19 protein-coding genes and 2 tRNA genes are annotated in these 24,040 nt (G+C 35.5%); 7 read left to right on the top strand and 14 right to left on the bottom strand.

Annotated elements, in window-relative coordinates; all coding sequences use genetic code 11:
• Window positions 1-79 precede the first annotated feature (79 nt).
• From LNP22_RS05840 to LNP22_RS05820, 5 genes are all read right to left on the bottom strand, one after another.
• Window positions 80-1,429: a DUF5689 domain-containing protein gene (locus LNP22_RS05840; protein WP_229975740.1), complete on the bottom strand. Its 1,350-nt coding sequence runs from the start codon at window positions 1,427-1,429 to the stop codon at window positions 80-82.
• Window positions 1,430-1,450: 21 nt separating this feature from the next.
• Window positions 1,451-4,288 carry a TonB-dependent receptor gene (locus tag LNP22_RS05835; protein ID WP_229975739.1) on the bottom strand — a complete coding sequence of 946 codons (2,838 nt, stop codon included), beginning with the start codon at window positions 4,286-4,288 and terminating at the stop codon, window positions 1,451-1,453.
• Between the two features lie 220 nt (window positions 4,289-4,508).
• Window positions 4,509-5,723 carry an MFS transporter gene (locus LNP22_RS05830; RefSeq protein WP_229975738.1) on the bottom strand — a complete coding sequence of 405 codons (1,215 nt, stop codon included), beginning with the start codon at window positions 5,721-5,723 and terminating at the stop codon, window positions 4,509-4,511.
• 96 nt (window positions 5,724-5,819) lie between these two features.
• Window positions 5,820-6,860, bottom strand: coding sequence for a Gfo/Idh/MocA family protein (locus tag LNP22_RS05825; RefSeq protein WP_229975737.1), 1,041 nt, complete (start codon window positions 6,858-6,860; stop codon window positions 5,820-5,822).
• A 150-nt stretch (window positions 6,861-7,010) separates the two neighbouring features.
• Window positions 7,011-8,081, bottom strand: a complete 1,071-nt coding sequence (locus LNP22_RS05820; RefSeq protein WP_229975736.1) for an NADH:flavin oxidoreductase/NADH oxidase — start codon at window positions 8,079-8,081, stop codon at window positions 7,011-7,013.
• Between the two features lie 202 nt (window positions 8,082-8,283).
• On the opposite strand from LNP22_RS05820, the gene rseP reads away from it, so the two are divergent.
• The 3 genes from rseP to LNP22_RS05805 all read left to right on the top strand — a co-directional run bounded on the left by rseP (window position 8,284) and on the right by LNP22_RS05805 (window position 9,896).
• On the top strand, window positions 8,284-9,627 hold the full coding sequence (gene rseP / locus LNP22_RS05815; RefSeq protein WP_229975735.1) for an RIP metalloprotease RseP: 1,344 nt from the start codon (window positions 8,284-8,286) through the stop codon (window positions 9,625-9,627).
• 83 nt (window positions 9,628-9,710) lie between these two features.
• Window positions 9,711-9,784 (top strand) — tRNA-Asn (locus LNP22_RS05810).
• A 38-nt stretch (window positions 9,785-9,822) separates the two neighbouring features.
• Window positions 9,823-9,896: transfer RNA gene (locus LNP22_RS05805), tRNA-Asn, on the top strand.
• 275 nt (window positions 9,897-10,171) lie between these two features.
• On the opposite strand, the gene LNP22_RS05800 is transcribed toward LNP22_RS05805, so the two are convergent.
• The 6 genes from LNP22_RS05800 to LNP22_RS05775 all read right to left on the bottom strand — a co-directional run bounded on the left by LNP22_RS05800 (window position 10,172) and on the right by LNP22_RS05775 (window position 16,139).
• Window positions 10,172-11,368 carry a C1 family peptidase gene (locus LNP22_RS05800; protein WP_229975734.1) on the bottom strand — a complete coding sequence of 399 codons (1,197 nt, stop codon included), beginning with the start codon at window positions 11,366-11,368 and terminating at the stop codon, window positions 10,172-10,174.
• 240 nt (window positions 11,369-11,608) lie between these two features.
• Entirely contained in the window at window positions 11,609-13,039 is a 1,431-nt protein-coding gene (gene pyk, locus LNP22_RS05795; protein ID WP_229975733.1) for a pyruvate kinase, read from the bottom strand.
• 5 nt (window positions 13,040-13,044) lie between these two features.
• Complete coding sequence (locus tag LNP22_RS05790) at window positions 13,045-13,533, bottom strand: IPExxxVDY family protein (RefSeq protein ID WP_229975732.1); 489 nt, start codon at window positions 13,531-13,533, stop codon at window positions 13,045-13,047.
• Between the two features lie 125 nt (window positions 13,534-13,658).
• Window positions 13,659-14,399, bottom strand: coding sequence for a ribonuclease III (rnc, locus tag LNP22_RS05785; RefSeq protein WP_229975731.1), 741 nt, complete (start codon window positions 14,397-14,399; stop codon window positions 13,659-13,661).
• Window positions 14,400-14,407: 8 nt separating this feature from the next.
• Window positions 14,408-15,661, bottom strand: coding sequence for a beta-ketoacyl-ACP synthase II (gene fabF, locus LNP22_RS05780; RefSeq protein WP_229975730.1), 1,254 nt, complete (start codon window positions 15,659-15,661; stop codon window positions 14,408-14,410).
• Between the two features lie 241 nt (window positions 15,662-15,902).
• Complete coding sequence (locus tag LNP22_RS05775; protein WP_007137004.1) at window positions 15,903-16,139, bottom strand: acyl carrier protein; 237 nt, start codon at window positions 16,137-16,139, stop codon at window positions 15,903-15,905.
• Window positions 16,140-16,314: 175 nt separating this feature from the next.
• Between LNP22_RS05775 and purN the strand changes: the two genes are divergently transcribed.
• From purN to LNP22_RS05755, 4 genes are all read left to right on the top strand, one after another.
• Complete coding sequence (gene purN, locus LNP22_RS05770; RefSeq protein WP_229975729.1) at window positions 16,315-16,878, top strand: phosphoribosylglycinamide formyltransferase; 564 nt, start codon at window positions 16,315-16,317, stop codon at window positions 16,876-16,878.
• Between the two features lie 88 nt (window positions 16,879-16,966).
• On the top strand, window positions 16,967-17,443 hold the full coding sequence (rnhA, locus tag LNP22_RS05765; RefSeq protein WP_229975728.1) for a ribonuclease HI: 477 nt from the start codon (window positions 16,967-16,969) through the stop codon (window positions 17,441-17,443).
• 345 nt (window positions 17,444-17,788) lie between these two features.
• A complete protein-coding gene (locus LNP22_RS05760; protein ID WP_210665401.1) occupies window positions 17,789-18,712 on the top strand; it encodes a PfkB family carbohydrate kinase in 924 nt (307 codons plus the stop codon).
• A gap of 78 nt (window positions 18,713-18,790) precedes the next feature.
• Window positions 18,791-20,689: an amidophosphoribosyltransferase gene (locus LNP22_RS05755; protein WP_210665399.1), complete on the top strand. Its 1,899-nt coding sequence runs from the start codon at window positions 18,791-18,793 to the stop codon at window positions 20,687-20,689.
• An 809-nt stretch (window positions 20,690-21,498) separates the two neighbouring features.
• Here LNP22_RS05755 and LNP22_RS05750 read toward each other — a convergent pair.
• The 3 genes from LNP22_RS05750 to LNP22_RS05740 form a co-directional block, all read right to left on the bottom strand.
• Window positions 21,499-22,107 (bottom strand): superoxide dismutase, encoded by a 609-nt coding sequence (locus tag LNP22_RS05750; RefSeq protein WP_210665398.1) that lies wholly within the window; start codon window positions 22,105-22,107, stop codon window positions 21,499-21,501.
• A gap of 139 nt (window positions 22,108-22,246) precedes the next feature.
• Window positions 22,247-22,873: an aminoacyl-tRNA hydrolase gene (gene pth, locus LNP22_RS05745; protein ID WP_229976358.1), complete on the bottom strand. Its 627-nt coding sequence runs from the start codon at window positions 22,871-22,873 to the stop codon at window positions 22,247-22,249.
• Window positions 22,874-23,359: 486 nt separating this feature from the next.
• A complete protein-coding gene (locus LNP22_RS05740; protein ID WP_210665397.1) occupies window positions 23,360-23,971 on the bottom strand; it encodes a 50S ribosomal protein L25/general stress protein Ctc in 612 nt (203 codons plus the stop codon).
• Between the last annotated feature and the right edge of the window lie 69 nt (window positions 23,972-24,040).

The following is a 24,040-nucleotide window of genomic DNA, read 5'->3' as shown; positions in this document are numbered from 1 at the left end:
AAAATACAAAATTTCATGAATTTTTAACACTTTAAAGCTTAAAAATTACTCTAAAATTAATTTTCTTACATCCAAAATCCTACTTCTCTCCATAAATCTTAATATCATCCAATTGAAAAGCTCCGTCTAAAGCCAAATTTGTTCCTGAGCCCCTGTATCGAAAAGCAATTCTTATCACCCCCACATATTCTGACAAATCTATGGCACCACTACCCACAAACTCATTCCATGCTGTTGACTGATTTGGAAATTTTGCTTTCAGCGAAGTCCATGTTGCAGATGGTATGTTCAATCCATCAAAATCAGATGAGACTAAAACTTCCAACGCGTTTAAGGGTGAGTCTACATCCAGATGATCTTGTGCGCTCCTAAAAGTCAAGACCTCCTTTTTATAATCATCCATATTAATAGGTGGCGTAATCAACCAACCCTCATTTACCGCTACTTTTGTACCCGAAATTGCATATTGTGCATATCCATTCCCTGAAGCCACGACACCTTTCCACAATAATTTTCCTTTTTGAACACTATTGAACCAACCCGCTAAATTCAAATTAGAATTGTTTACCGCTGTTTGAAAATCTTCTGAAAAGATTGGAATTGCTCTGCTTCCCTGTAGTACAACATCGCGCTCAGATCGCACCATCAATTGATAATCTGCACCATATTTGGTTAATATCCCTCTAACTTTTCCGCTGCCTTCTGGAACAAAACTATTGGCAAAACTGGCAAATCTACTGGTTCTAAAAATAATTTGATTCCCGGTTTTATCACGTAAACTCCAATTGGTTGCGCCACCGATATTGTTGGCTTCTTCAAAATAATGACGTCCTACGGCAGCATCTGTAAACTGCACGTCTATTAACTCAATCAGCGTGTTTATTTTACTTTCATCTAGCGCTTCTTCTATGGTCATTTGTTGTACCAATAGCTCTTCATCAACGGTAGTACAGGACGCATTTAGTACATTTTTATAGTCATTTTGCGAAATTCTACCTACTGAAGCAGTTCCAGTGCCGTTTTCGTACAGACTTCCCATTCTTACTCCTCCGTAAAACAAATCTGTAAATTGATTTTTTAATCGAATGTATACTTTGTTCCCTACCCGATAATCGATATAAGTATTGGTGGCATCCACCGAAACACTAAAACCAACTGCTGGACTGGTTGCTGTGGGGAATGTTTGTAAAGAGATCGTTTTAAAAAAATTTCCGCCCTCATCACTAGATATTACATACGCTTCTATAATATCATCATACAAATATTTGGTCGCAGTTGCAGTGGTAGTTTCTCTAACTTTTTCTACCGTTTGGTTTATTGCCAAATTAGCCTGTGTACAGTCTAATTTCGGAAGAGCAACTTCCTCATTACAACCATAAAAAAGGAGTAATAACAAAACAAAAATTGAGTTTAAAAATCGATTTTTCATATTTAAAACTTTTAATAAAATTTATAAATTGATGGCAATGTTAATGAAGTAAGTCCTGCCATATCCGTAAAAATATTTGGGTCCAAATGAAGGGGTGCCACTCGAGAAGTCTTGATTAAGCGCTCTAAAATTAGCGTTTCGAGCCTGCTCAAAACCTCCCGTTTTATACAAAACATTCAAAACATTATTGATACTTACAAAAAGTCCGATTGCTTTGCCGTATACCCTCCAGGATTTTCCTCCAATAATATTGAGCAATGCAATAGGATCAAATTTTTCTTGTTTTAATAATGCAGCAGCTCGAGCTTCTGTAGCTTCTGGAAAAGCAGTACCACTTGCAGGATTTGTATAAAACCGAGACGTTCTCGAGATCGGCGAAACAGCTATATAAGTGTTAGAAATATAATTAACATTCGCTCCGATCCACCAAAATTTTGGATCGCGATATTCTATTCCAATAGAATACGCTTGCTCAGGCACGCCAGGTTGCTTGTAATTTTTGAGATAGGCCTCGCCAAAGTCAAAAGTCGTTACAGTACTACCATCCGCAGCGTTCGCATCATTTGTGACAGATACATTTGGGTTACTATCATAGGTATATTTGCCATAAGCAACCGCCAAAGTGCTTTTGAGTGTCGGTGAAATTTGATATTCAAAACTACATTCGCCACCCCAAGTTTTCTTATTGAGATGTGTTAAAGTCTGACCCACAAAAGCATCAGTATTCGTGTAGCCCGCTCCGTTATCAAAAATTCCTTCAGCATAAAAAAAAGAAGTTTCTGTAGTGTTTTTTATCAATGCATAATAACCTGTAAAACGCATTTTGACTTTTGGCGAACGAAAAACATAATTAATTTCGGCACTACTTATGTTTTCGCTTTCTAAACCCTCAACCACTTTATTATTTAATCGGGCATTTGCAAACGAATTTCTCAGCGAAGGCGCTCTGGTCAAATGCATACCATTACAAAACAACCATTGTTTACCTGAAATTTTGTACATCAATCCTCCTTTAAAACCAAAATTTTCAAAGTGAAGTTTTTTACTTTTTCCAAGAGAATTATTTGAATAAATTCCGTTTTGAAACAGTCCCTCTCGCTGGTATTCTGTAGTCGAAAAAGATTGAGCCACAAAAAAATTAACTTTGTTATATGAGAATTTAAACTGTGTAAAAGCATCAACAGTAGTGGCCAAAAAATGATAGTTATAGCCATAAGCATCACCCACTTTTACTTCACGATTTGGGTTTTGCAGATCCGATTGCGCTTGATTTCCTTTATAAAAAGCATCAATATCCTCAAAATAATTCCCCCCGAGTAAATCTAAAAGATATTGAAAATTATGTGATTTTAGTTTTTTGAAAGTGCCACCGCCATTAAAAGAAATGTTTTCCGTCAGTTGAGAATTTAGAGTACTGTTGAATGCAAAAGTTTTATCATCGGTTCTGTCTTCATACAAAACATAACGACTTTGTGTGGGTTCGTAGCCTGTAATTACTCCATCAGAATTGGTCGTTGCCTTTTGATTTGAACGATACATTTTCTCCCAATTGAGTTGTGAATTTTCTAAAAAAAGCACCTTACTTTTATTAGCATTTTCTTCATCAGGTATAGGATCTCCCGAATATTCTCCCTTATCCGGCGCATACATCGAAGTATAATAACTCGGTAACTTTCGGTAATATGTTGGGTCTGGACTATCCGCCTTTTGATAATCGATATTGCTGTTTCCTACTTTCCCGAACTGATACATCACACCCGAATTGAGGTTTGTCTTTTCGTTTATTTTAAAATAATGATTGAGCATCAACAAAGGTTCTTCGACATTTTTTATCCTCGAATTGCGCTTTTTTCCATTCTGAAAACCCCAGTACGAACTGTATTTTTCAGACGTCAGCCGGGTGACCTCATCGGTATTAGGCGAGTTCTTCCCTCGGGAATTTGGTGTATAAAATCCAGTGAAATTAAAAGCGTGATGGTCATTTAATTTCTTTTCGATACTAACAAAAAAAGAAGTTGCTTTAAAATTGGTACCTTCAAAATAACCTTCGTTTGCCCAACGTTTTCCCGCTGACACCGCAAAAGCCCAACCAGAAGCATTCATCCCCGAGGCATACGTTCCGATGGTTCTCCAATTATAATTTGTAGAACTGCTGGAGAAAGAAATTCTGCTGCCTTTTCTATAAATCGATGCTCTTGTACTGATTTCCTGTGTTCCTAAAACGCCCCCAAAAGTATTATCTGAAGCAGCAGCACCTACAGAGAACTCCTGATTTCTCAGTACATCATTCAGTCCTCCCCAATTGCTCCACTGTGGCCGTCCATCGTAAATTTTGTTCATCGTCATGCCGTTAAGCATCATTGTCGCATTTTCGCTATCCAAACCACGCACTCTAAATCGGGCTTGACCCCAATTGAAAGCCGAAGCCTGCAAAAAAGCATCTTTTGAAGATTGAAGAAGTCCCGAAGTAATAGACGAAGAACTGCTGTCCTCTGATAAGTCAGTTTCCAGTAATGTAATTAAAGTTGCGGAGACATTCTCAGAAAAGTCACTTTCTAACTGTAAAATTCCGAGATTGACTATTTCTCCTGGTTTAGCATTTATTTTTAGAAGCAAATCTTTATAATCCTGACTGCGAATTAGAAGCAATTGAAATCCAGAAACAGCCGAATGCAATTCGAATTTCCCATCCTTTTTGGTAAGTTGTGTGATGGTAGAATTTTGAATGCTAACGACAACATGCTCCAACGGAGTTTGCGTTTTTGCATCCATAACCACTCCATAAAAAACGGTTTCTTGTTGCCCAAAAGCAACTCCGAAAGGAAATAAAATAAGTACGATCCAATATTCTTTTTTCATGAATACAACCAATTTACTTTGAAAAATAATTTGTGAATAGAGCAGTCGATTAGTAAACACTACTATATTCCTTCAAAGGAGAAAAATTGTTTTTTTGGAAAAAGAATAAGACCTTTTATTTTTTCAAATATAATAAAATTTAATAAAAAAATAATTTTTTTCTTGTTAATTAATTTTTAAATATAAAAAACAAGAAGCTTGTGTTTAGGTGTAATATTTATTATACAGTCTTTACTTTGTTGACCATAAAGGCGATAAGAACACCAAAAATACCAATGAAGGCAAATGAAAATTGAAGTCCGAAAGTCTCTGCAATATGACCAATTACTGGAGGTCCCATTAAAAAACCGAGGAAACTTATGCTGGATACAATTGTTAAGGCTTCTCCCGGCGGCACCGTTGGGTTTTTTCCTGCAAGACTATACACCGTAGGAACAATCGTGGCGACACCCAGCCCCACCAACATAAAAGCAAGTGTACAAGGAATAAGGTAAGGTAGTAAAACAGCGGTAAAAAGTCCCACCGAAATCATCACAGCACTGATTTGCATGATGCGCTCACGACCAAATTTATTGATAAACCTATCGCCTACAAAGCGCCCGCTGGCCATCATAATCATAAAAGAAGTGTACCCTAAAATCACCAAAGGACCTGGTGCTTTTACGATGTCTTTAAAATAAACACCACTCCAGTCAAACATCACGCCTTCACTGGCCATACTACAAAAACCGATTACACCGAGCCAGATTAGTGTACTGTCGGGTTTGGCAAATAATTTCTTTCCTTGTGGTTTGGCTTTGATTTTTTCTTTGGCTTTAACCAAAAAATTAAAATTAAAAACCACCATCAACACTACTATTCCTGCAACAATTAAGAAATGATTGTAAGGAGACAAATGCAAAGCGAGCATTCCTAAACCTACCAAAGCTCCTGTAAATCCTGCAAAACTCCACATGCCATGAAAAGACGACATAATGTTTTTTCTAAAAAGAACTTCGGTATAAACGCCTTGTGTATTGACCGCAATATTGGATAAATTTCCAAATACTCCAAAAATAAAAAGTGTTGTCGAAAGCTGCAAAACCGTTGTGGCCAAACCAATACTCACAAGGCTTAACACATACATGATCAAAGAAACAATCAGCACGCGATGGCTCCCAAATTTAGTGACCATTTTTCCTGAAAAAGGCATAATGATCAGTTGTCCTACCGGCAGAGCAAAAAGTATAGAGCCCAGATCGCCTTCGGTTAAGTGTAAAGCCGTTTTGATATCTGGAATTCTGCTTGCCCAAGTCGCAAAACTTAATCCCATACCAAAATAAAACATTCCTACGGCAATACGAATTCGCTTTAAATACGATGCCTTAGCTTCTCTATAAACTTTTTTAATTTTTCCTTTGGTCTGGAATAATGATAATGGATTGAAGTCGATCACAGGAATAAATTTTAGGTTTGACACATCAAAAATACTAAAAAGCATTATGTGACACGATCAAACCCTGTATTTTGCAGTAATATATAACGTTATTGTTTATAAATTGATGACTTTCTGCTGTGCATGGCTTGCAATGGCGGCCTCAATAATCTGCATTACTTTTACACCGTCTTGTGCCGTGACTGGCTCAACTGTATTATTTATTATCGCATGATACACCCCATCAAAAAAGTCATAATAATTACCCTGAAGTGTTGGTGTTTTTTCTTTGACTATTTTTCCGTCAATTTCGGTATGCAAGAATCCCTGCAAACTTTCTGATTCTGTTCCCCAAGTATCCAAATTTGGAATTTTACTCAATTTCAAATCGTCTTCCTGCACATCGCCACGAGGCTTTAAAAACGAACCTTTTTTACCGTGAATGGTATAGGCAGGATGGGCTTCGCGAACAAAAAAACCAGCTTTCAATCGCACTCTAAAATCGTCGTAAATTAAAGAAAGATCGATCCAGTCGTCTACCAAAGAATGCTCTCTCGTAATACGAATGTCGGCAAAAATAGCTTTTGGAGAACCAAAAAGACAAAGGGCTTGATCGATCAAATGCGGACCTAAATCTTTTAAGATTCCAGCACCATCATTTACGGTTTCTTTGTGCACTTTCGGACTTAATAATGGGTTGTATCTGTCGAAATGAAACTCAGCTTCGACTAAATCTCCTAAAACACCGTCTTTTACAATTTTTTGAATAGTTTTGAAATCACTATCCCATCGTCTGTTCTGAAAAACAACCAGTTTCAATCCTTTTTCTTTGGCAATCGAATCCAATTCTTCTGCCTGGGCTACAGTTGTAGTAAAGGCTTTCTCTACAACAGCATGTTTTCCGGCCAGAAGCACTTTTTTAGCATACTCAAAATGGGTATCAACAGGCGTGTTTACAATGACTAAATCGACATCATCGGCCAATAAATCTTCTATGGAAGGATAACTTTTTACATTTGGATAATCGGCCTGAATGAGTTTTTTACTTCTTTCCCAAGAACCTAAAAGATCAAAACCCGGGTGAATTGCCAAAAAAGGAGCATGAAAAACCTTGCCCGACATTCCGTAAGATAACAGTGCTGTTTTTATTTTTTGCATTTTTTGTTTTAGTTTTTTGCTACAGATTATTTTGATTAAAAAAGATTTTTTTGCCACGAATTTCACTAATTTACACAAATCAGTACGTTTAAAAACTTTTTAATTCGTGGTAAACAAAAAATCATTTTAATCTGTGCAATCTGTGGCTATTTAATTCTTAGCTCGTTCATATTGTTTTGGCCACTGAATATCATCGTTTAATTCTTTGGCAAAATCCAAAGGCAAATTCGGATTTCTTAACGACTCTCTGGCAAACAAAACCAGATCGGCCTGACCATTTTCTAAAATAGCTTCGGCTTGTTTTGCTTCTGTAATTAAACCAACTGCGCCCGTTAAAATATTAGCTTCTTTTTTTACTTTCTCAGCAAACGGAACCTGATAGTTGGGACCTAAATCAATTTGCTGATGCGAAACCAATCCTCCTGATGAAACATCTATTAAATCAACACCTTTTTCTTTTAAAATCTTCGAAAGTTGTACTGATTCTTCCGGATTCCAGCCTCCTTCTGCCCAATCGGTAGCAGAAATGCGAACCATTAAAGGCAAATCTGAAGGCCATTCGGTTTGCACAGCTGCTAGAATTTCTAAAGTAAAACGAATTCGGTTTTCGAAACTTCCTCCATATTCATCAGTTCTTTTATTCGTAAAAGGAGATAAAAATTGGTGCAACAAATAACCGTGTGCGCCATGAATTTCCATGACCTGATAACCCGCTAAAACAGCTCTTTTTGTAGCTGCTTTAAAATCGGCAATCACTTTTTGGATTCCGCTTTTATCCAATGCCTCAGGAAGAAAAGGTTCGTCATCATGATACGGAATTGCACTTGGAGCAACGGTTTGCCATCCGCCTTGAGCGAAATCTAACTTTTTATTGCCTTCCCAAGGAACCGAAACACTTGCTTTTCGGCCAGCATGTGCCAACTGAATTCCGGGAATAGCATTTTGAGAAACAATAAACTCGTTGATGGTTCTTAGTTTCTCAATGTGTCCATCTTTCCAGATTCCAAGATCGGCAGGAGAAATTCTAGCTTCGGGAGAAACGGCCGTAGCTTCCTGAATAATTAAACCAGCGCCTCCGCTGGCACGACTTCCTAAATGAACTAAGTGCCAATTGTTGGCAAATCCGTCAAGGGCAGAATATTGACACATGGGCGAAATAGCGATTCTGTTTTTTAAAGTAATTTTTTTTATCGAAAGTGGAGAAAATAATAATGAAGCCATATTATGTAACTTTTAATGGTTTTACGCTACCAACTGAAAGGGATTGCGTTTGAGAAAAGTAAAGTTACAGCTTCTTCGTAAAAGTAGAAATCTAAATGTTTATTAATTAACAAACATTTAAAACCTTATGTATTATCTTGCACTATCAAATTAAAATAGAAACGTTACTTTTGTGCGTTAAATTACGAATTAAAAATACAAAATGGATATAGTTATCAAACTTGCTCAATTTTTATTGAGTTTATCATTACTTATTATTCTGCATGAATTAGGACATTTTATTCCTGCTAAATTATTTAAAACTAGAGTCGAAAAATTTTATTTATTTTTTGATGTGAAATATTCGCTGCTAAAAAAGAAAATCGGCGAAACAGAATACGGAATCGGATGGCTGCCTTTGGGTGGTTATGTAAAGATTTCGGGCATGATTGACGAAAGCATGGACAAAGAACAGATGGCTTTGCCTCCACAACCATGGGAATTTCGCTCGAAACCAGCTTGGCAACGTTTGATTATTATGTTGGGGGGTGTTACGGTAAACTTTATCCTAGCTTTTATTATTTATATTGGAATGGCATTTGTTTATGGTGATACGTATGTGGCCAATGCAGACATGAAGGATGGTGTTTGGATTGAAAATCCTGTGATGTTGAAAACTGGTTTTAAAACCGGAGACAAATTAATCTCGATTGACGGACAAAAAGTTGAAAATTTTGACAATGATTTGAACATGAAAATCATTATGTCTAAAGAAGTTTTGGTGGAAAGAAACGGTCAACAACAGGCCATTAAAATTCCGAATGATTTTGTTGACCAATTATCAAAACACGAGAAAGGGCTTCTTGTCAATATTCGTGTTCCCTTTGCAATTGGAAAAGTTACAGAAGAATCTGCTAATCAAAATTTAAAACCTAAAGATCTAATTCTTTCTCTTAATGGCGAAAAAGTTACTTATTTTGATCAGGCAAAAGCAATTTTAAATTCTAATAAAGGAAAAACGATTCCTGCTGTTGTATTGCGTGATTTAAAAGAAACGCCATTGACGGTTAAAGTTTCTAATAAAGGAACCTTAGATGTTGTTGCTGGTGGTTTAGGTTTGGAGTCTTTAGAGAAATTAGGATACTATAAAATAAGTACAAAAGAATATAGTTTTGCGGAGTCTATTCCGGTTGGACTTACAAAAGGGAAAGATCAATTAATAGGTTACGGAAAACAGTTGAAAATGATTTTTAATCCAGAAACAAAAGCGTACAAACAAGTAGGTGGTTTTGCTGCTATTTTTAACATTTTCCCGAATACGTGGAGCTGGGAAACTTTCTGGAATATCACTGCTTTATTGTCAATTATGTTGGGTGTAATGAATTTATTGCCAATTCCTGCCCTTGATGGAGGTCATGTGATGTTTTTATTATACGAAATAATTAGTGGCAGAAAACCAAGCGATAAGTTCTTAGAAAACGCTCAAATGGTTGGTTTCGTATTACTTATATCGTTGCTTTTATTTGCTAACGGAAACGATATCTACAAGGCAATTGTAGGTAAGTAAAAATAATTTAGAAAAAGAGTCAAAATATTTTTGGGAAATTAAAAAATCAACTATATTTGCACTCGCTAAAAAGAGCAACAACTTCCTCCTTAGCTCAGTTGGTTAGAGCATCTGACTGTTAATCAGAGGGTCCTTGGTTCGAGCCCAAGAGGGGGAGCAACTTTTTTTAGCAAACATATTTACCTTTAAGGTGATTCCTTCTTAGCTCAGTTGGTTAGAGCATCTGACTGTTAATCAGAGGGTCCTTGGTTCGAGCCCAAGAGAGGGAGCTTTACAAAAAGACTTTACAGCAATGTAAGGTCTTTTCTCTTTTAAAGACTACAATGAAATCAGTACTTCAAGATAATTATTAAGAAATGCAAATTTTGTCATTTGATAACTTTTCAAGTTATTTTTATAAAAAAAGTAACAATCTAAATTATGGATTAAGACGAAAACGGATCAACACATATTGTTCTGAGGAAATATTAAAAACTAACTCTTAAAAAAAAGCGCTCACAATTACTTGCAGTGCTTTTCTATAATCTAAAAAAAAACAAACCTCTTAAACCCCTAACTTCTTAGCAATATCAGTAGGGATTCCGCCCTTGTTTACCATTAAAGCAGTAGTTTTATACTTTACGAAATTTTTGGTCACAAACAAGAAGCCTTTGTAGTCGTTTGTTTCTCCCCAGGAATTTTTTACAATGTAATATTCTCTTCCGGTTTGGTCTTTAGCCAAGCCAATAATATGCATTCCGTGATCGTCTGTGGTGGTATAGTTATCAAACGCGGCCTGACGCATTTCCGGCGTGATTTCAGGTTCTGGTTTTGGCCCGTTAAACATGTCTGCTTTTTCTTCAGCCGTCATGTCGTCGAATTTTTTTGTTGGAACATAAGCCACACCATTTTTCCAGCTAAAGCTTTTTTCACTCACATCTGTCGCCCACGCTACAGTATACCCTTTTTTCAAAGCATTGTCGATAACATCTGTCATGTCATTTACTTTTACATTGTACACCTGATCAAACGACCAATTGTCGGGCACCATCATGGTTGTTTTTTGGTAATAAGGTGCCGTTGTAAACGAAGATATTTCGATATACTCGTCAGGATTAATTCCGACTACTTCTTTAGCAAAAGATTGTGGTGTGTAATTTTTTCCTTTAAAAGTAAAATTTTCCGGCACTTTTCCTAAATAAGAATCGATAACAGCAGCATACGCTTTTTGCCAGTTTGGCGTCAATTCGCCATTTGGATTTTTTACAACAGCGGTCAAAACACCTTCGATAAGCGCTGCCATTTCGCCAAATTTATTTTTGTCTGTTCCGTAGTTCAAGCCGGTGTAGACTTCTCTCGGAACAGTTCCGTATTTTTTGTACATATTAATTACGTCATGCAACGCTCCTCCGTCACCCAAAGTAACTGCGCCATGCATACGAACGTAATTGATACCTTTTTCAACATACACGTTTCTGGCAGAGTAAATCTGAGACAACTCGACAGGTTGTTTTCCTAAACGAATCATTTCTGACTCTAAAAATGAATTGGAAGCATAACTCCAGCACGTTCCAGAAGAACCCTGTACCTTTACCGAAGTGGTTCCTAAGTTGATTTGTTCTGTAAACTTGAAGCTTTCTTTACTCTTATCACTCGCATTTAGCTTTAGCGAATTGACTAAAATGTCTTGCGCAAAACAGCCGCTTACACCTACCAAAAAAGCAGATGCAACGAAAACTGATTTTATCGTAATTTTATACATAATAAAATGATTTAAATAGTTAGTTAATTAGTAGCTTTTGAACAATTTTTGTTACAAATCAATTAAATAACATACTATCTCTTAGTTATTTAATCGTTAAAATTTTTGTTGCGATATTTTATACTGTTGAAAAACAAATGTTTGTGGCTTTACAATGCTTTTCAAACAAAACTATTTTATAAAGAAAAACCATCAAAAATAAATTTGATGGTTTTGAGTTGCCTTCTTATTTAAAGAAAACTATTCTATTTCAGATACTCTCATGGTGTTTACCATTCCTTTGTCTTTGATTGGCATTGCTGCAAGGTTGATCAGGTAATCTCCTTTTTCAACAAATCCTTTTTGTTTAGCGATTTCATTTACATCGGTAACCGTATCATCTGTACTTTCGTCTTTATCGTAGAAATATGATTTTACTCCCCACAATAAATTCAATTGTGTTAAGATTCTTTTGTTTGAAGTAAACACTAAAATATGTGCAGAGGGTCTCCAAGCCGAAATTTGAAAAGCAGTATAACCACTATTGGTCAAGGTACAAATTGCTTTTGCTTTTATTTCATTTGCCAATAAAGCCGCCTGATGACAAACTGTTTTAGTAATAAAACGTTTTGTTTTAATCTGTGGCGTATTTTGCGGCACCTGGATAAGCGGAGAATCTTCTACCGCCTCACAAATTTGAGTCATTTTTTGAATAACCTGTACGGGATAATTTCCTGTAGCCGTTTCCCCAGACAACATCACTGCATCTGCTCCGTCCATTACCGAGTTGGCAACGTCATTTACTTCTGCACGCGTTGGTGTTAAACTTGTGATCATCGTTTCCATCATTTGTGTTGCCACAATTACCGGAATTCTAGCTGTTTTAGCTCTACGAATCAAGTCTTTTTGTACCAATGGCACTTCGTGAGCAGGAAGTTCTACTCCTAAATCACCACGTGCTACCATCAATCCATCGCAATAAGCGATAATTTTATCAATATTTTCAAGCGCTTCCGGCATTTCAATTTTAGCTACAATCGGAATTTTATATTCAGAATGTTTGTCGATCAATTCCTGTAAATCTTGCAAATCTCGCGGTGTTTTTACAAACGAAAGTGCAATCCAGTCTACTTTTTGTTCGATAGCAAAAATGGCATCAGCAATATCTTTTTCTGTCAAAGCCGGCAAAGAAATCTTAGTATTCGGAAGGTTAACTCCTTTTTTAGATTTTAATTCTCCACCCTGAATCACTTTGGCAACTACTTCTGTTTTTTTGTCTGTAGAAATAATTTCGAAAATCAGTTTTCCGTCATCAAGCAAAATACGCTCTCCCGGATTTACATCATTTGGAAAATTTTGGTATTTCATGAACACTTTCTGAGCCGTTCCTAAAATATCTTCGGCTGTTGTAAAAGTGATCAAATCGCCATCATTCACCACAGTTCCTTCTTCCATTACTCCAACTCTAAGTTTTGGCCCCTGCAAATCTCCTAAGATTGCTGTGGTATATCCAAACTCTTCATTTAAACCTCTGATGATCTCGATTTTTTCTTTTACTCCTTCGTAATCTGCATGCGAAAAATTGATCCTAAACACATTAACCCCCGCCTCGATCATATCTTTGATAATCTCTCTCGTACTACATGCGGGCCCAAGTGTAGCTACAATTTTAGTCTTTTTGTTTGTTAGCATTTTTTTTAAAAAATTAAATTGTTTTTTGATTTTATTTTGTTTGTATCCACAGCATAAATAGCCGCAATACTCTCAATTGTATTTAGCTTTTGCTGGATTTCTGAAAAATCAATAGCCTCATCGCTATTTTCAATTTTCAAGAAAAAATCTACTTTTTTGAATTCAGGAAGTAAATGAATTGTTGTTGAAACCTCACTTGTTTCATTTGAAAACAAATTCTGGAAATCATTTATACTCACGGAAATGATTTCATTTTTATTCTGAATTAAATTCCATGAAATAGCTTTCTCGGAATCATAGTAATAAAATCTAGAAAAATTTGCTTCGCCTTCCTTCGTTTGAGCATGAATCTCGTTTTTGCTCTTACTTAAGTTTATCGGAAGTTTTTGATTGATAAAATAAGCCAATCGATAATCTTCTAATGAAGTATGAATTGCCATTAAATAGTAATCAATTTCGTCAAATTCGTCTAAATCCAATCTATGAATAGCCATGTCATGAAAAATCAAGTTGTAAATATACTATTTCTATCGAATCATCAATAGTGAAGCATTGCTTGTTTTTGTTAATTTATAAACGAAAACGTTATAGCATTAAGAAACTTACCGTATTTTTGTAGTTATTTCTTATCTATTTTTTCCTGAAATGCAAAATAAGCTCTTTGAGATGCTTTTTCTTCTGCTTTCTTTTTTGAAGTTGCTCTTGCTCTTGCAATTACTTTGTCGTCTATACTTAATTTAACACCAAACAAACGTTGCCCGTCGATGCCATTGTCTTCAAAAATATCGTAATGAAATATTCTCTTTTCTTTCTGACACCATTCGATAACCAAACTTTTATAGCTGATCACCTTTCCTTCTAATCTGGCAATATCTACATAAGGAGTAATGACTCTTTTTTGAATAAATTTTTCGCAAAAAGTATAACCACGATCCAGATAAATTGCACCAATAAGCGACTCGAAGATATTACCATGAATGTTTTCTCCGAAATGTTGCAGAGGCACTTTACTTTCTACAAATCGAACTAAATTTAAATCTTTACCCAACTCATTTAAATGCTCACGACTCACAATTTTTGAACGCATTTTTGTCAAGTAACCTTCGTCTCCGTTGGGTGCTTTGTTGAATAAATGCGCCGCAATTACAGCACTCAGCATAGCATCTCCTAAAAACTCTAAACGCTCATAGTTAATTGGATGACCCGATTCGTCTAATTTATTTGAAGACCTGTGTGTAAATGCTTTCTTGTAAAAATGGATAGAAATTGGCTCAAAACCAAGTATTTTCTGAATAGTATCAAAAAAAATCCCGTCTTCTAGAGAACGGGATTTTGTAAATATTTTTTTGAAAATACTCATACGCATCATTAATCAGCCAATTTTTTAAACAATACACATGCATTGTGTCCACCAAAACCAAAGGTGTTACTCATAGCAACATTTACTTCTCTTTTTTGTGGTTTGTTTAAGGTAAGATTCAATAATGGATCAATATTTTCATCTACAACTGTATGATTTATCGTTGGAGGAATTATACCATGTTGCATCGCCAAAATTGAAGCAATTGCTTCAATAGCTCCGGCAGCACCAAGTAAATGTCCTGTCATGGATTTTGTAGAATTGATATTGATATTTTTTGCATGATCTCCAAAAACAGCACTAATTGCTTTTAGTTCGGCAACATCTCCCAATGGCGTAGAAGTACCGTGTGTGTTAATGTGATCAATATCTTCCGGATTCATTCCGGCGTCTCTTAAAGTATTTTTCATTACAGCAATCACACCAATACCTTCGGGGTGCGGCGCTGTTAAATGGTACGCATCAGATGACATTCCGCCTCCGCCAACTTCGCAATAAATTTTTGCTCCTCTGGCTTTTGCGTGTTCGTAATCTTCAAGAACTAAAGCTCCTGCTCCTTCGCCTAAAACAAAACCATCACGGGTTGCATCAAAAGGTCTTGAAGCCGTTTCTGGACTTTCGTTTCTTGTAGACAAGGCATGCATAGAGTTAAAACCTCCCATACCAGCAATAGTAATAGCAGCCTCTGAACCTCCAGAAATAATAACATCGCACATGCCTAAGCGAATATAATTAAAGGCATCAATTAAAGCATTTGCCGAAGAAGCACACGCAGAAACTGTAGTATAATTTGGTCCCATATAACCATTACGCATCGAAATATGTGCTGGCGCAATATCGGCAATCATTTTAGGAATAAAGAAAGGGTTGAATTTTGGAGTTCCGTCACCTTTGGCATAGTACATAACTTCTTCCTGAAAGGTTTCCAGTCCGCCAATTCCTGCACCCCAAATAACACCTACTCTTTGTTTATCAACATTGTCGTTTGTAAGTCCTGCATCTTTTATAGCCTCGTCACTTGCAGCCACAGCATATTGAGCAAATTTGTCTAATCTTCTGGATTCTTTACGATCCATGTAATCTTCAATATTGAAGTTTTTTACTTCGCAGGCAAACTTTGTCTTATGTTTTTCTGTATCATAATACGTGATAGGAGCGGCTCCGCTAACGCCATTCACGAGTGCATTCCAATACTCTTGGATATTATTCCCGATAGGAGTAAGAGCACCTAATCCTGTTACAACAACTCGCCTTAATGCCATAATATATGTTTTCTATCTTTAAACAAATAAAACCCACGCTTTCTTAACTGTTCTGTTACTTAAGAGCCATGGGCATTACAATATAAATATATCTTTTTGATTGTAAACCAATCGAAATTTAAATTTTAAAAAAATAATAACACCCGAATTTTAAAAAACTACAAATTTCAAAAAACAAATTCCAAAATTGGAGTTCGGAATTTCAAAAATTATCTTTTTTTAAATTTCGGGTGCAGTATTATTATTTTTTAGCTTCCTCGATATAAGAAATAGCTTGACCAACAGTAGCAATGTTTTCTGCTTGATCGTCCGGAATTTGAATATCAAATTCTTTTTCGAATTCCATAATAAGCTCAACAGTGTCTAATGAGTCAGCTCCTAAATCATTAGTGAAGCTTGCTTCTGTTACAACTTCGTTTTCGTCAACACCTAATTTGTCTACGATAATCGCTTTTACTCTTGATGCAATGTCTGACATAATCTTTAATTTTAGAATTTAATTTGTTGGCAAAAATAAAAAACTTTATTTTAAAACAACTATTTAGTTAATAAATGTGATACTAATTTATAAAATTAATTTCAAGAAAGCCGTTTTAATACTATTTATTTTCGATTATTATTCCGTTTTTTGCATTATAAAATTATATTCGATTATGAAAAAAATTGTTGTTTTTGCCTCAGGTTCAGGTACTAATGCAGAAAATATCATCCAATACTTTAAAAAAAATAAAATTGCAAAAGTGGTTTCGGTGTTTACCAATAATGCTGCTGCAAAAGTCATAGAAAGAGCAAAAAATCATCAAGTTCCAACAGAAATCTTCTCAAAAAACGAACTTTTAGACCGAAACGTATTACAAAAAATACAAAAAATCGCCCCGGATTTGATTGTCTTAGCTGGCTTTTTGTTGAAGTTTCCTGACAACATTATCGAAAAATATCCCAACAAAATCATTAATATTCATCCTGCCCTTTTACCCAATTATGGCGGCAAAGGAATGTATGGCATGCACATACACAAGGCAGTAGTAGACAACAAAGAGAAAGAAACCGGAATTTCTATTCATTTTGTAAACGAACATTATGACGAAGGCGCTATTATTTTTCAGAAAAGTGTCGCTTTAGAAAGTACGGATACTGCAGAAACAGTAGCCGAAAAGATTCACGAACTGGAACAAAAATATTTTCCAGAAATTATTTCAAGACTTTTAGAAGAATAAGACGCAAAAAATTAAATCATATAAGAATAATATTTTCGTTGTAATAATTCAAAGGACTTACATCACTTATATGTGAAAAAAAATTAAAATGAATCACGAAATACATATATATACGGATGGTGCCGCAAAAGGAAACCCCGGAAACGGCGGTTATGGGGTCGTGATCGAATTGGTAGGAACGCCTCACAAAAAAGAATTCTATGAAGGTTTTCGCCTGACGACTAATAATAGAATGGAATTATTAGCGGTAATTGTGGGTTTAGAAAAGCTAAAAAACCCAAATATGAAAGTTTTAGTTATCTCTGATTCTAAATATGTTGTCGATTCTGTACTGAAAAAATGGGTCTTTGGTTGGGAAAAAAAAGGTTATACAGGCAAAAAAAATCCCGATTTATGGAAACGTTTTTTGATTGTTTATCGCAAACATCAGGTTGATTTTAAATGGATTAAAGGACACAATAATCACCCTCAAAACGAGCGTTGCGACGAATTGGCTGTGATGGCATCTTTGCAACCAAAGCTTTCTGTTGATGTTTATTACGAAACTATTGGCTCTAAATCATAAAATACAACAATCAATGCCGGTTTCCTAAATTTTTAAGGATTGCATTTTCCGAAAACTATTTAAACACATTTTTGGCTATTTCTACCTGATTTTAATTTGAAAATATGTTAGAGAAAAATTAATAGGATAAAGAACTATCCGATGTAAAGTAAATGGAAGTTTTTTATAGTTATTCTTAGAAAGAAAAGTTTCTTGATTAAAGAAAAAAAGCCTAACAAATCATTCATTTTCAATCATTTTGAGACCAAAAGCGATATTGTTTTTTTATGAAAATTTTGAGACCCCAAACCGTTGCAATATTGTAACTTATGAAGTATCTTTGCACCCTAATTCGAAATTCATAAAATGAATAAATTATTGATTGTTGGAACGGTTGCTTTCGACGCAATTGAAACTCCTTTCGGAAAAACAGATAAAATTTTAGGTGGTGCTGCAACGTACATTGGTTTATCAGCCTCTTTTTTTAACCTACAATCGGCCATTGTTTCTGTAGTTGGTGACGATTTTCCTCAAGAACATTTAGACTTATTAACTTCAAAAAATATTGATATTTCGGGTATCGAAATTGTAAAAGGCGGCAAAACCTTTTTTTGGAGCGGTTTGTATCACAACGATTTAAATTCCAGAGACACTTTAGTAACCGAACTGAATGTCTTGGCTGATTTTCAACCAAAAGTTCCTCAGAACTTCAAGGATGCTGATGTGGTAATGTTAGGAAACTTGCATCCGTTGGTACAAAGCAGTGTTTTGGATCAAATGGAGAAAAAACCAAAATTGGTAGTTCTGGACACGATGAATTTCTGGATGGATTGTGCTTTACCGGAATTACTTGAGGTTATTAAACGTGTTGATGTTATTACGATCAATGACGAGGAAGCAAGACAACTTTCAGGAGAATATTCATTAGTAAAAGCGGCAGCTAAAATTCAGGACTTGGGACCAAAATATGTAGTGATTAAAAAAGGAGAGCATGGAGCACTTTTATTTCACAACAGAGAAGTATTTTTTGCACCAGCCTTACCACTAGAAGAAGTCTTTGATCCAACAGGAGCTGGAGATACTTTTGCAGGTGGTTTTTCAGGATTTATTACGCAAAGCGAAAATATCTCTTTCAGCAACATGAAAAATGCAATTATTTACGGTTCGAATTTAGCTTCCTTTTGTGTAGAGAAATTTGGAACCGAAAGGATGGAAACATTAAGCAAAGCTGAAGTAGCAATTCGATTACAACAATTTAAGTCGCTAACTCAGTTTGACATAGAAATATAATGCCTTAAAGCCTCGTAACACGGGGCTTTTTTATTACGTTAAAACGCACAACTTACAACAACACAAATACAAAATACAATGAGCGACGCTTTAAAACACGAATGTGGTATAGCTTTAGTTAGACTTCTTAAACCGCTTGAATATTACAAAGAAAAATACGGAACTGCTTTTTATGGGATACAAAAAATGTATCTTATGATGGAGAAGCAACACAACCGTGGCCAAGATGGCGCTGGTTTTGCCAGTATCAAATTAGATGTGGAACCAGGCGAACGCTACATTAGCAGAGTGCGTTCTAATCACGCGCAACCCATACAGGATGTTTTCAAACAAATCAACGAGCGCATCAATGAAGAAATGACTTCTCATCCTGAATATGCCAATGATGTAGCAAAACAAAAAGCCAATATTCCTTATATAGGAGAATTATTTTTAGGACACGTTCGTTACGGAACTTTCGGAAAAAACAGCATCGAAAGTGTACATCCTTTTTTACGTCAGAGCAACTGGATGCATCGTAATTTGATTTTGGCCGGTAACTTCAACATGACCAATGTTAAAGAGCTTTTCGAAAATTTAGTTGAACTGGGACAGCATCCAAAAGAAATGGCCGATACTGTTACGGTTATGGAAAAAATAGGTCACTTTTTAGACAAAGAAGTGATGCAACTTTACCAGGACTGCAAAGCTGAAGGTTATTCTAAAAGAGAAGCTTCTCCAGTAATTGCAGAACGTTTGGATCTTGCCAAAATACTGACACGCTCGGCTAAAAATTTAGACGGAGGTTATGCAATGGCCGGATTATTAGGTCATGGCGATGCATTTGTATTTAGAGACCCAGCTGGGATTCGTCCTGCTTATTTCTACCAAGATGATGAAGTTGTGGTGGTAGCTTCTGAAAGACCTGTTATACAAACTGTTTTTAATGTTCCTTTTGAAAAAGTTCAGGAAATCGAACCAGGAAATGCTTTAATCATTAAGAAAAACGGAAAAGTTTCGATGAATCAGATTTTGGAACCAACCGTTAAAAAAGCCTGTTCTTTTGAGCGAATTTATTTCTCAAGAGGAAGCGATGCAGAAATTTATCAGGAACGTAAAAATTTAGGCAAATTAATTCTTCCGGCCGTTCTTAAATCAATTGATAACGATACAGACAATACTGTTTTTTCATATATCCCAAACACCGCCGAAACTTCATTTTATGGTTTGATAGAAGCGGCTCAGGATTTTTTAAATCAAAGAAAAAACAATTATATTTTAGACAACAGAAGTACGCTTACTGCCGAAACACTACAGGAATTATTGGCCGTAAAAATCCGTACGGAGAAAGTCGCTATTAAAGACGCCAAATTAAGAACGTTTATTACAGAAGATAGCAGTAGAGACGACTTGGTGGCTCACGTTTATGACGTTACATACGGAGTGATCAAACCAACCGATAACCTGGTTATTATTGATGATAGTATTGTAAGAGGAACTACTTTAAAGATGAGTATCATCAAAATGATGGATCGTTTGAAACCCAAACGTATCGTCATTGTTTCATCGGCACCACAAATACGCTATCCAGATTGTTACGGAATTGATATGGCAAAACTAGAAGGTTTAGTCGCTTTTAGAGCTGCATTGGCTTTATTAAAGGAGCGAAACTTATACCACATAGTGGATGAGGTCTATGCAAAATGTAAAGCGCAAGAAAACTATAATGACAAAGATGTTGTAAATTATGTAACTGCCATTTATGACCAGTTTACACCTGAAGAGGTTTCGGATAAAATAGCGGAAATGTTAAGTTCGCCGGAAATTAATGCAGAAGTTAAAATTATTTTCCAAAAAGTAGAAGATTTACATATTGCTTGCCCTAAAAACCTAGGTGACTGGTATTTTACAGGAGATTATCCAACACCAGGTGGAAACAGAGTTGTAAACCGAGCTTTTATGAATTTCTATGAAGGAAAAGATGCTAGAGCGTATTAAAGAAATGCTAACAAAAGGTTAAATCGTGCACTTAATCGGTTTTTTGTGTAGTTTGTCTTATATGTTTGGGAAAATCTCTCGTCTATAATACTTTTGAAAAACCATAACATTAGTAGGTTAAGTTTATGGTAGATTTGGGGCAAAAAGGGTGGAAGCAATTCCACCTTTTTTATTGGAATAAAGTCAAAAAAACCTTAAAAATAAGAAATTACGCATTTTATCGATTTTATGGGTTATTCAACAGAAATATTTGAAACAAAGAAATAACTACTATACTTTTACTAAACCATAACATTAGTAGGTTAAGTATATGGTAGATTTGGGGCAAAAAAGGCGAAAGAAATTTCGCCTTTTTTATTGGAATAAAGTCATGTAAATACTTTTCAAAGTAAGAAATTACGTGTTTTGTCGATTTTATTGGTAGTTAATCTAATATATTTGGAATAAAAAACACACTAGTATACATTTACCAAACCATAACATTAGTAGGTTAAGTTTATGGTAGATTTGGGGCAAAAAAGGCGAAGAAATTCGCCTTTTTTATTGGAATAAAGTCAGCTAATTTTTCCAGAGCCTTCCTGTAGTATTAATAAAACTTCTTTTTTTAATACATCAAAAATTCAGACAACTTTTTATTTTTTTACAATCTGGTAAACGAATACGGAAAAGTAATGGCTTTTTTAAATCTTTTCTTTCTGTCGACATAATTAGCTCAATTATAGTCAACCTTTTTCAGGGCGAGACAATCAAATAAAAAACCCGATTAATTCTTTTCGAATCAATCGGGTTTTTATGTATTTTAAAGAAGATTATTTTTCTAAAGCAAATCTTCTCGCTACTTCTGTCCAGTTGATTACATTGAAGAAAGCTTCGATATAATCAGGTCTTCTGTTTTGGTAATTTAAATAATAAGCGTGCTCCCAAACATCCATTCCTAAAATTGGAGTTCCGCCACATCCTACTTCCGGCATCAATGGATTGTCTTGATTTGGAGTTCCGCAAACGTCTAATTTTCCACCTTTGTGCACACATAACCAAGCCCATCCTGAACCAAATTGTGTAGCACCTGCTTTAGCAAATTTCGCTTTAAACTCTTCAAAAGTTCCAAAAGAAGACTCGATTGCAGTCAATAAATCACCTGTTGGCAACCCACCTCCATCTGGAGCCATTACTGTCCAGAACAAATTGTGATTGTAAAAACCTCCACCATTGTTACGAACGGCAGCATTAGCTTTATCCAAATTAATTAAAATATTCTCGATTGTTTTTCCTTCTAAATCTGTTCCTGCAATGGCAGCATTTAAATTTGTTGTGTATGCATTATGATGTTTTGAATGGTGAATTTCCATTGTACGAGCATCAATATGTGGTTCTAATGCATCATATGCATAAGGTAATTGTGGTAATTCAAAAGCCATGATATTTGTGATTTTATGATTTATAATAATTTATCCCAAATTTAATCATTTAACTTTGGAATAAGAAATAGTATTTTGTTATAATTGAATTAAATTCTTTGATAATTTGCTTTTTTATCAGTTAAATAGCTGTAAATCGCTATTTTCCGTTAAAAGTAGTCATGGTGTTTTCTAGTCCAGCCGTGCCAAAAGATTTGATAATTTCTGATGCGACTTCCAGGCGTTCCGGTAATTTAGCTTTTTCTTCCTCATCCCAATCGCCCAAAACATAATCGACTTGCTGACCTTTTTTGAACTGATCGCTGATGCCAAACCTAAAACGAGTATATTGTTGCGTATTTAAAACTAAATTGATGTTTTTAAGTCCGTTATGGCCTCCGTCGCTGCCTTTTGGTTTGATTCGGATGGTTCCGAAAGAAAGATTTAGATCGTCTGTAATGACCAAAATATTCTCTAACGGAATGTTTTCTTTGTCCATCCAGTATTTTACCGCTTTACCACTGAGGTTCATGTAGGTATTGGGCTTTAGCAGGAAAAAAGTTCTGCCTTTGAATTTATATTCGGCCATCGCTCCTAATTTTGCAGTTTCGAAAGAAAGGCTTTCTTTTTTGGCTAAAAAATCGAGGACTTTAAATCCGATGTTGTGTCTTGTATTAACGTATTCGGCTCCTATATTGCCTAAACCTACGATTAAATATTTTTTCATATTGTCTGTGTTCCCTTCTTTTGGTGTTGATGAAAACAGTTTTTCGATCCATTTTATCATGTGTGCAAAAGTAAGATTAATTAGAGAATGTGGCAATTGGTTGGTTTATTTTTTACCCTTCAATTTTGCCAGACTAAGCGAATTTAAAGTTCTGAAAGAATTTTTATTTAGATTGTCGAGCAACTTGCGGAGATCCTTGTTCCTCTGGATGACAGAGATTGCGCAAAGTCTTTTTCTTTAGAATCTTAGCTTCTTATCGGCTTAGAGTCTTATAAAAAACTAAACTTCTGGCTAGCCCTGATAGAAGGGAAAATCCTTTTTTATTGTTTTTTCAATAAAAAAGATTGGAATGATAGCAGGAACTTTAGGTCTTGAAAAACCTTCAAGTTTCTGCTCCTGAAAAATTAGAAAATCTGATCTTAACCGCAAAGCGCGCATTTTACGCAAAGTTCGCTTAAAACCTTAGCATCTTAGCAACTCAGAACCGTTAAAACAAAAAAGCACCAATCTTTCGATTGATGCTTTGGTATTGAAATTTGAAAAAAATTATTTTTTCTTTCCTTTTGCAGGAGCTTTTGCAGCTTTTGCAGCTTCTTGAGCAGCTTTCATAGCAGCACGAGAGATTCTTACCTGAGCAACAACTGTGTTCTCTGGGTGCATTACTTTGTAATCTGGAGTACCCACTTTAGTAACGTATAATTTGTTACCCATTTCTAGTGGAGTAATGTCAGCCTCAACAAAATCAGGAAGATTTTTAGGTAACGCTTTTACTTTAAGTTTACGAGTGTTAAGACGTAAAACACCACCTGCAAGAACACCTTTTGATGTACCAACAACTTTTACAGGAACTTCCATAGTGATTTCTTTGTCATCAAATAATTGAAAGAAGTCAATGTGTAAAATTCTGTCAGATACTGGGTGTACTTGAATGTCTTGCAAAATTGCATTGAATGATTTTCCTTTTCCAAGCTCAATCACAACTGTGTGTGCGTTTGGAGTATAAACCAAGTTTTTGAACGCTGCAGCGTCTGCTGAGAAGTGTACTGCTTGATTTCCTCCGTATAATACGCAAGGAACCTGTCCAGCATTACGTAAGGCTTTAGTTGACACTTTGCCCACGCTTTCTCTTTCTGATCCTTTAATTGTAATCGATTTCATTGTAAAAAAATATAGTTATTAATAAATATTCTAATTCTTATTGTAGTGAGATTGCTTCGTTCCTCGCAA

Source organism: Flavobacterium flavipigmentatum, from assembly GCF_020911905.1.
Lineage (GTDB): Bacteria > Bacteroidota > Bacteroidia > Flavobacteriales > Flavobacteriaceae > Flavobacterium > Flavobacterium flavipigmentatum.
The sequence above is the reverse complement of the archived record's forward strand: the minus strand, read 5'-3'. Positions and strand labels throughout refer to the sequence as shown.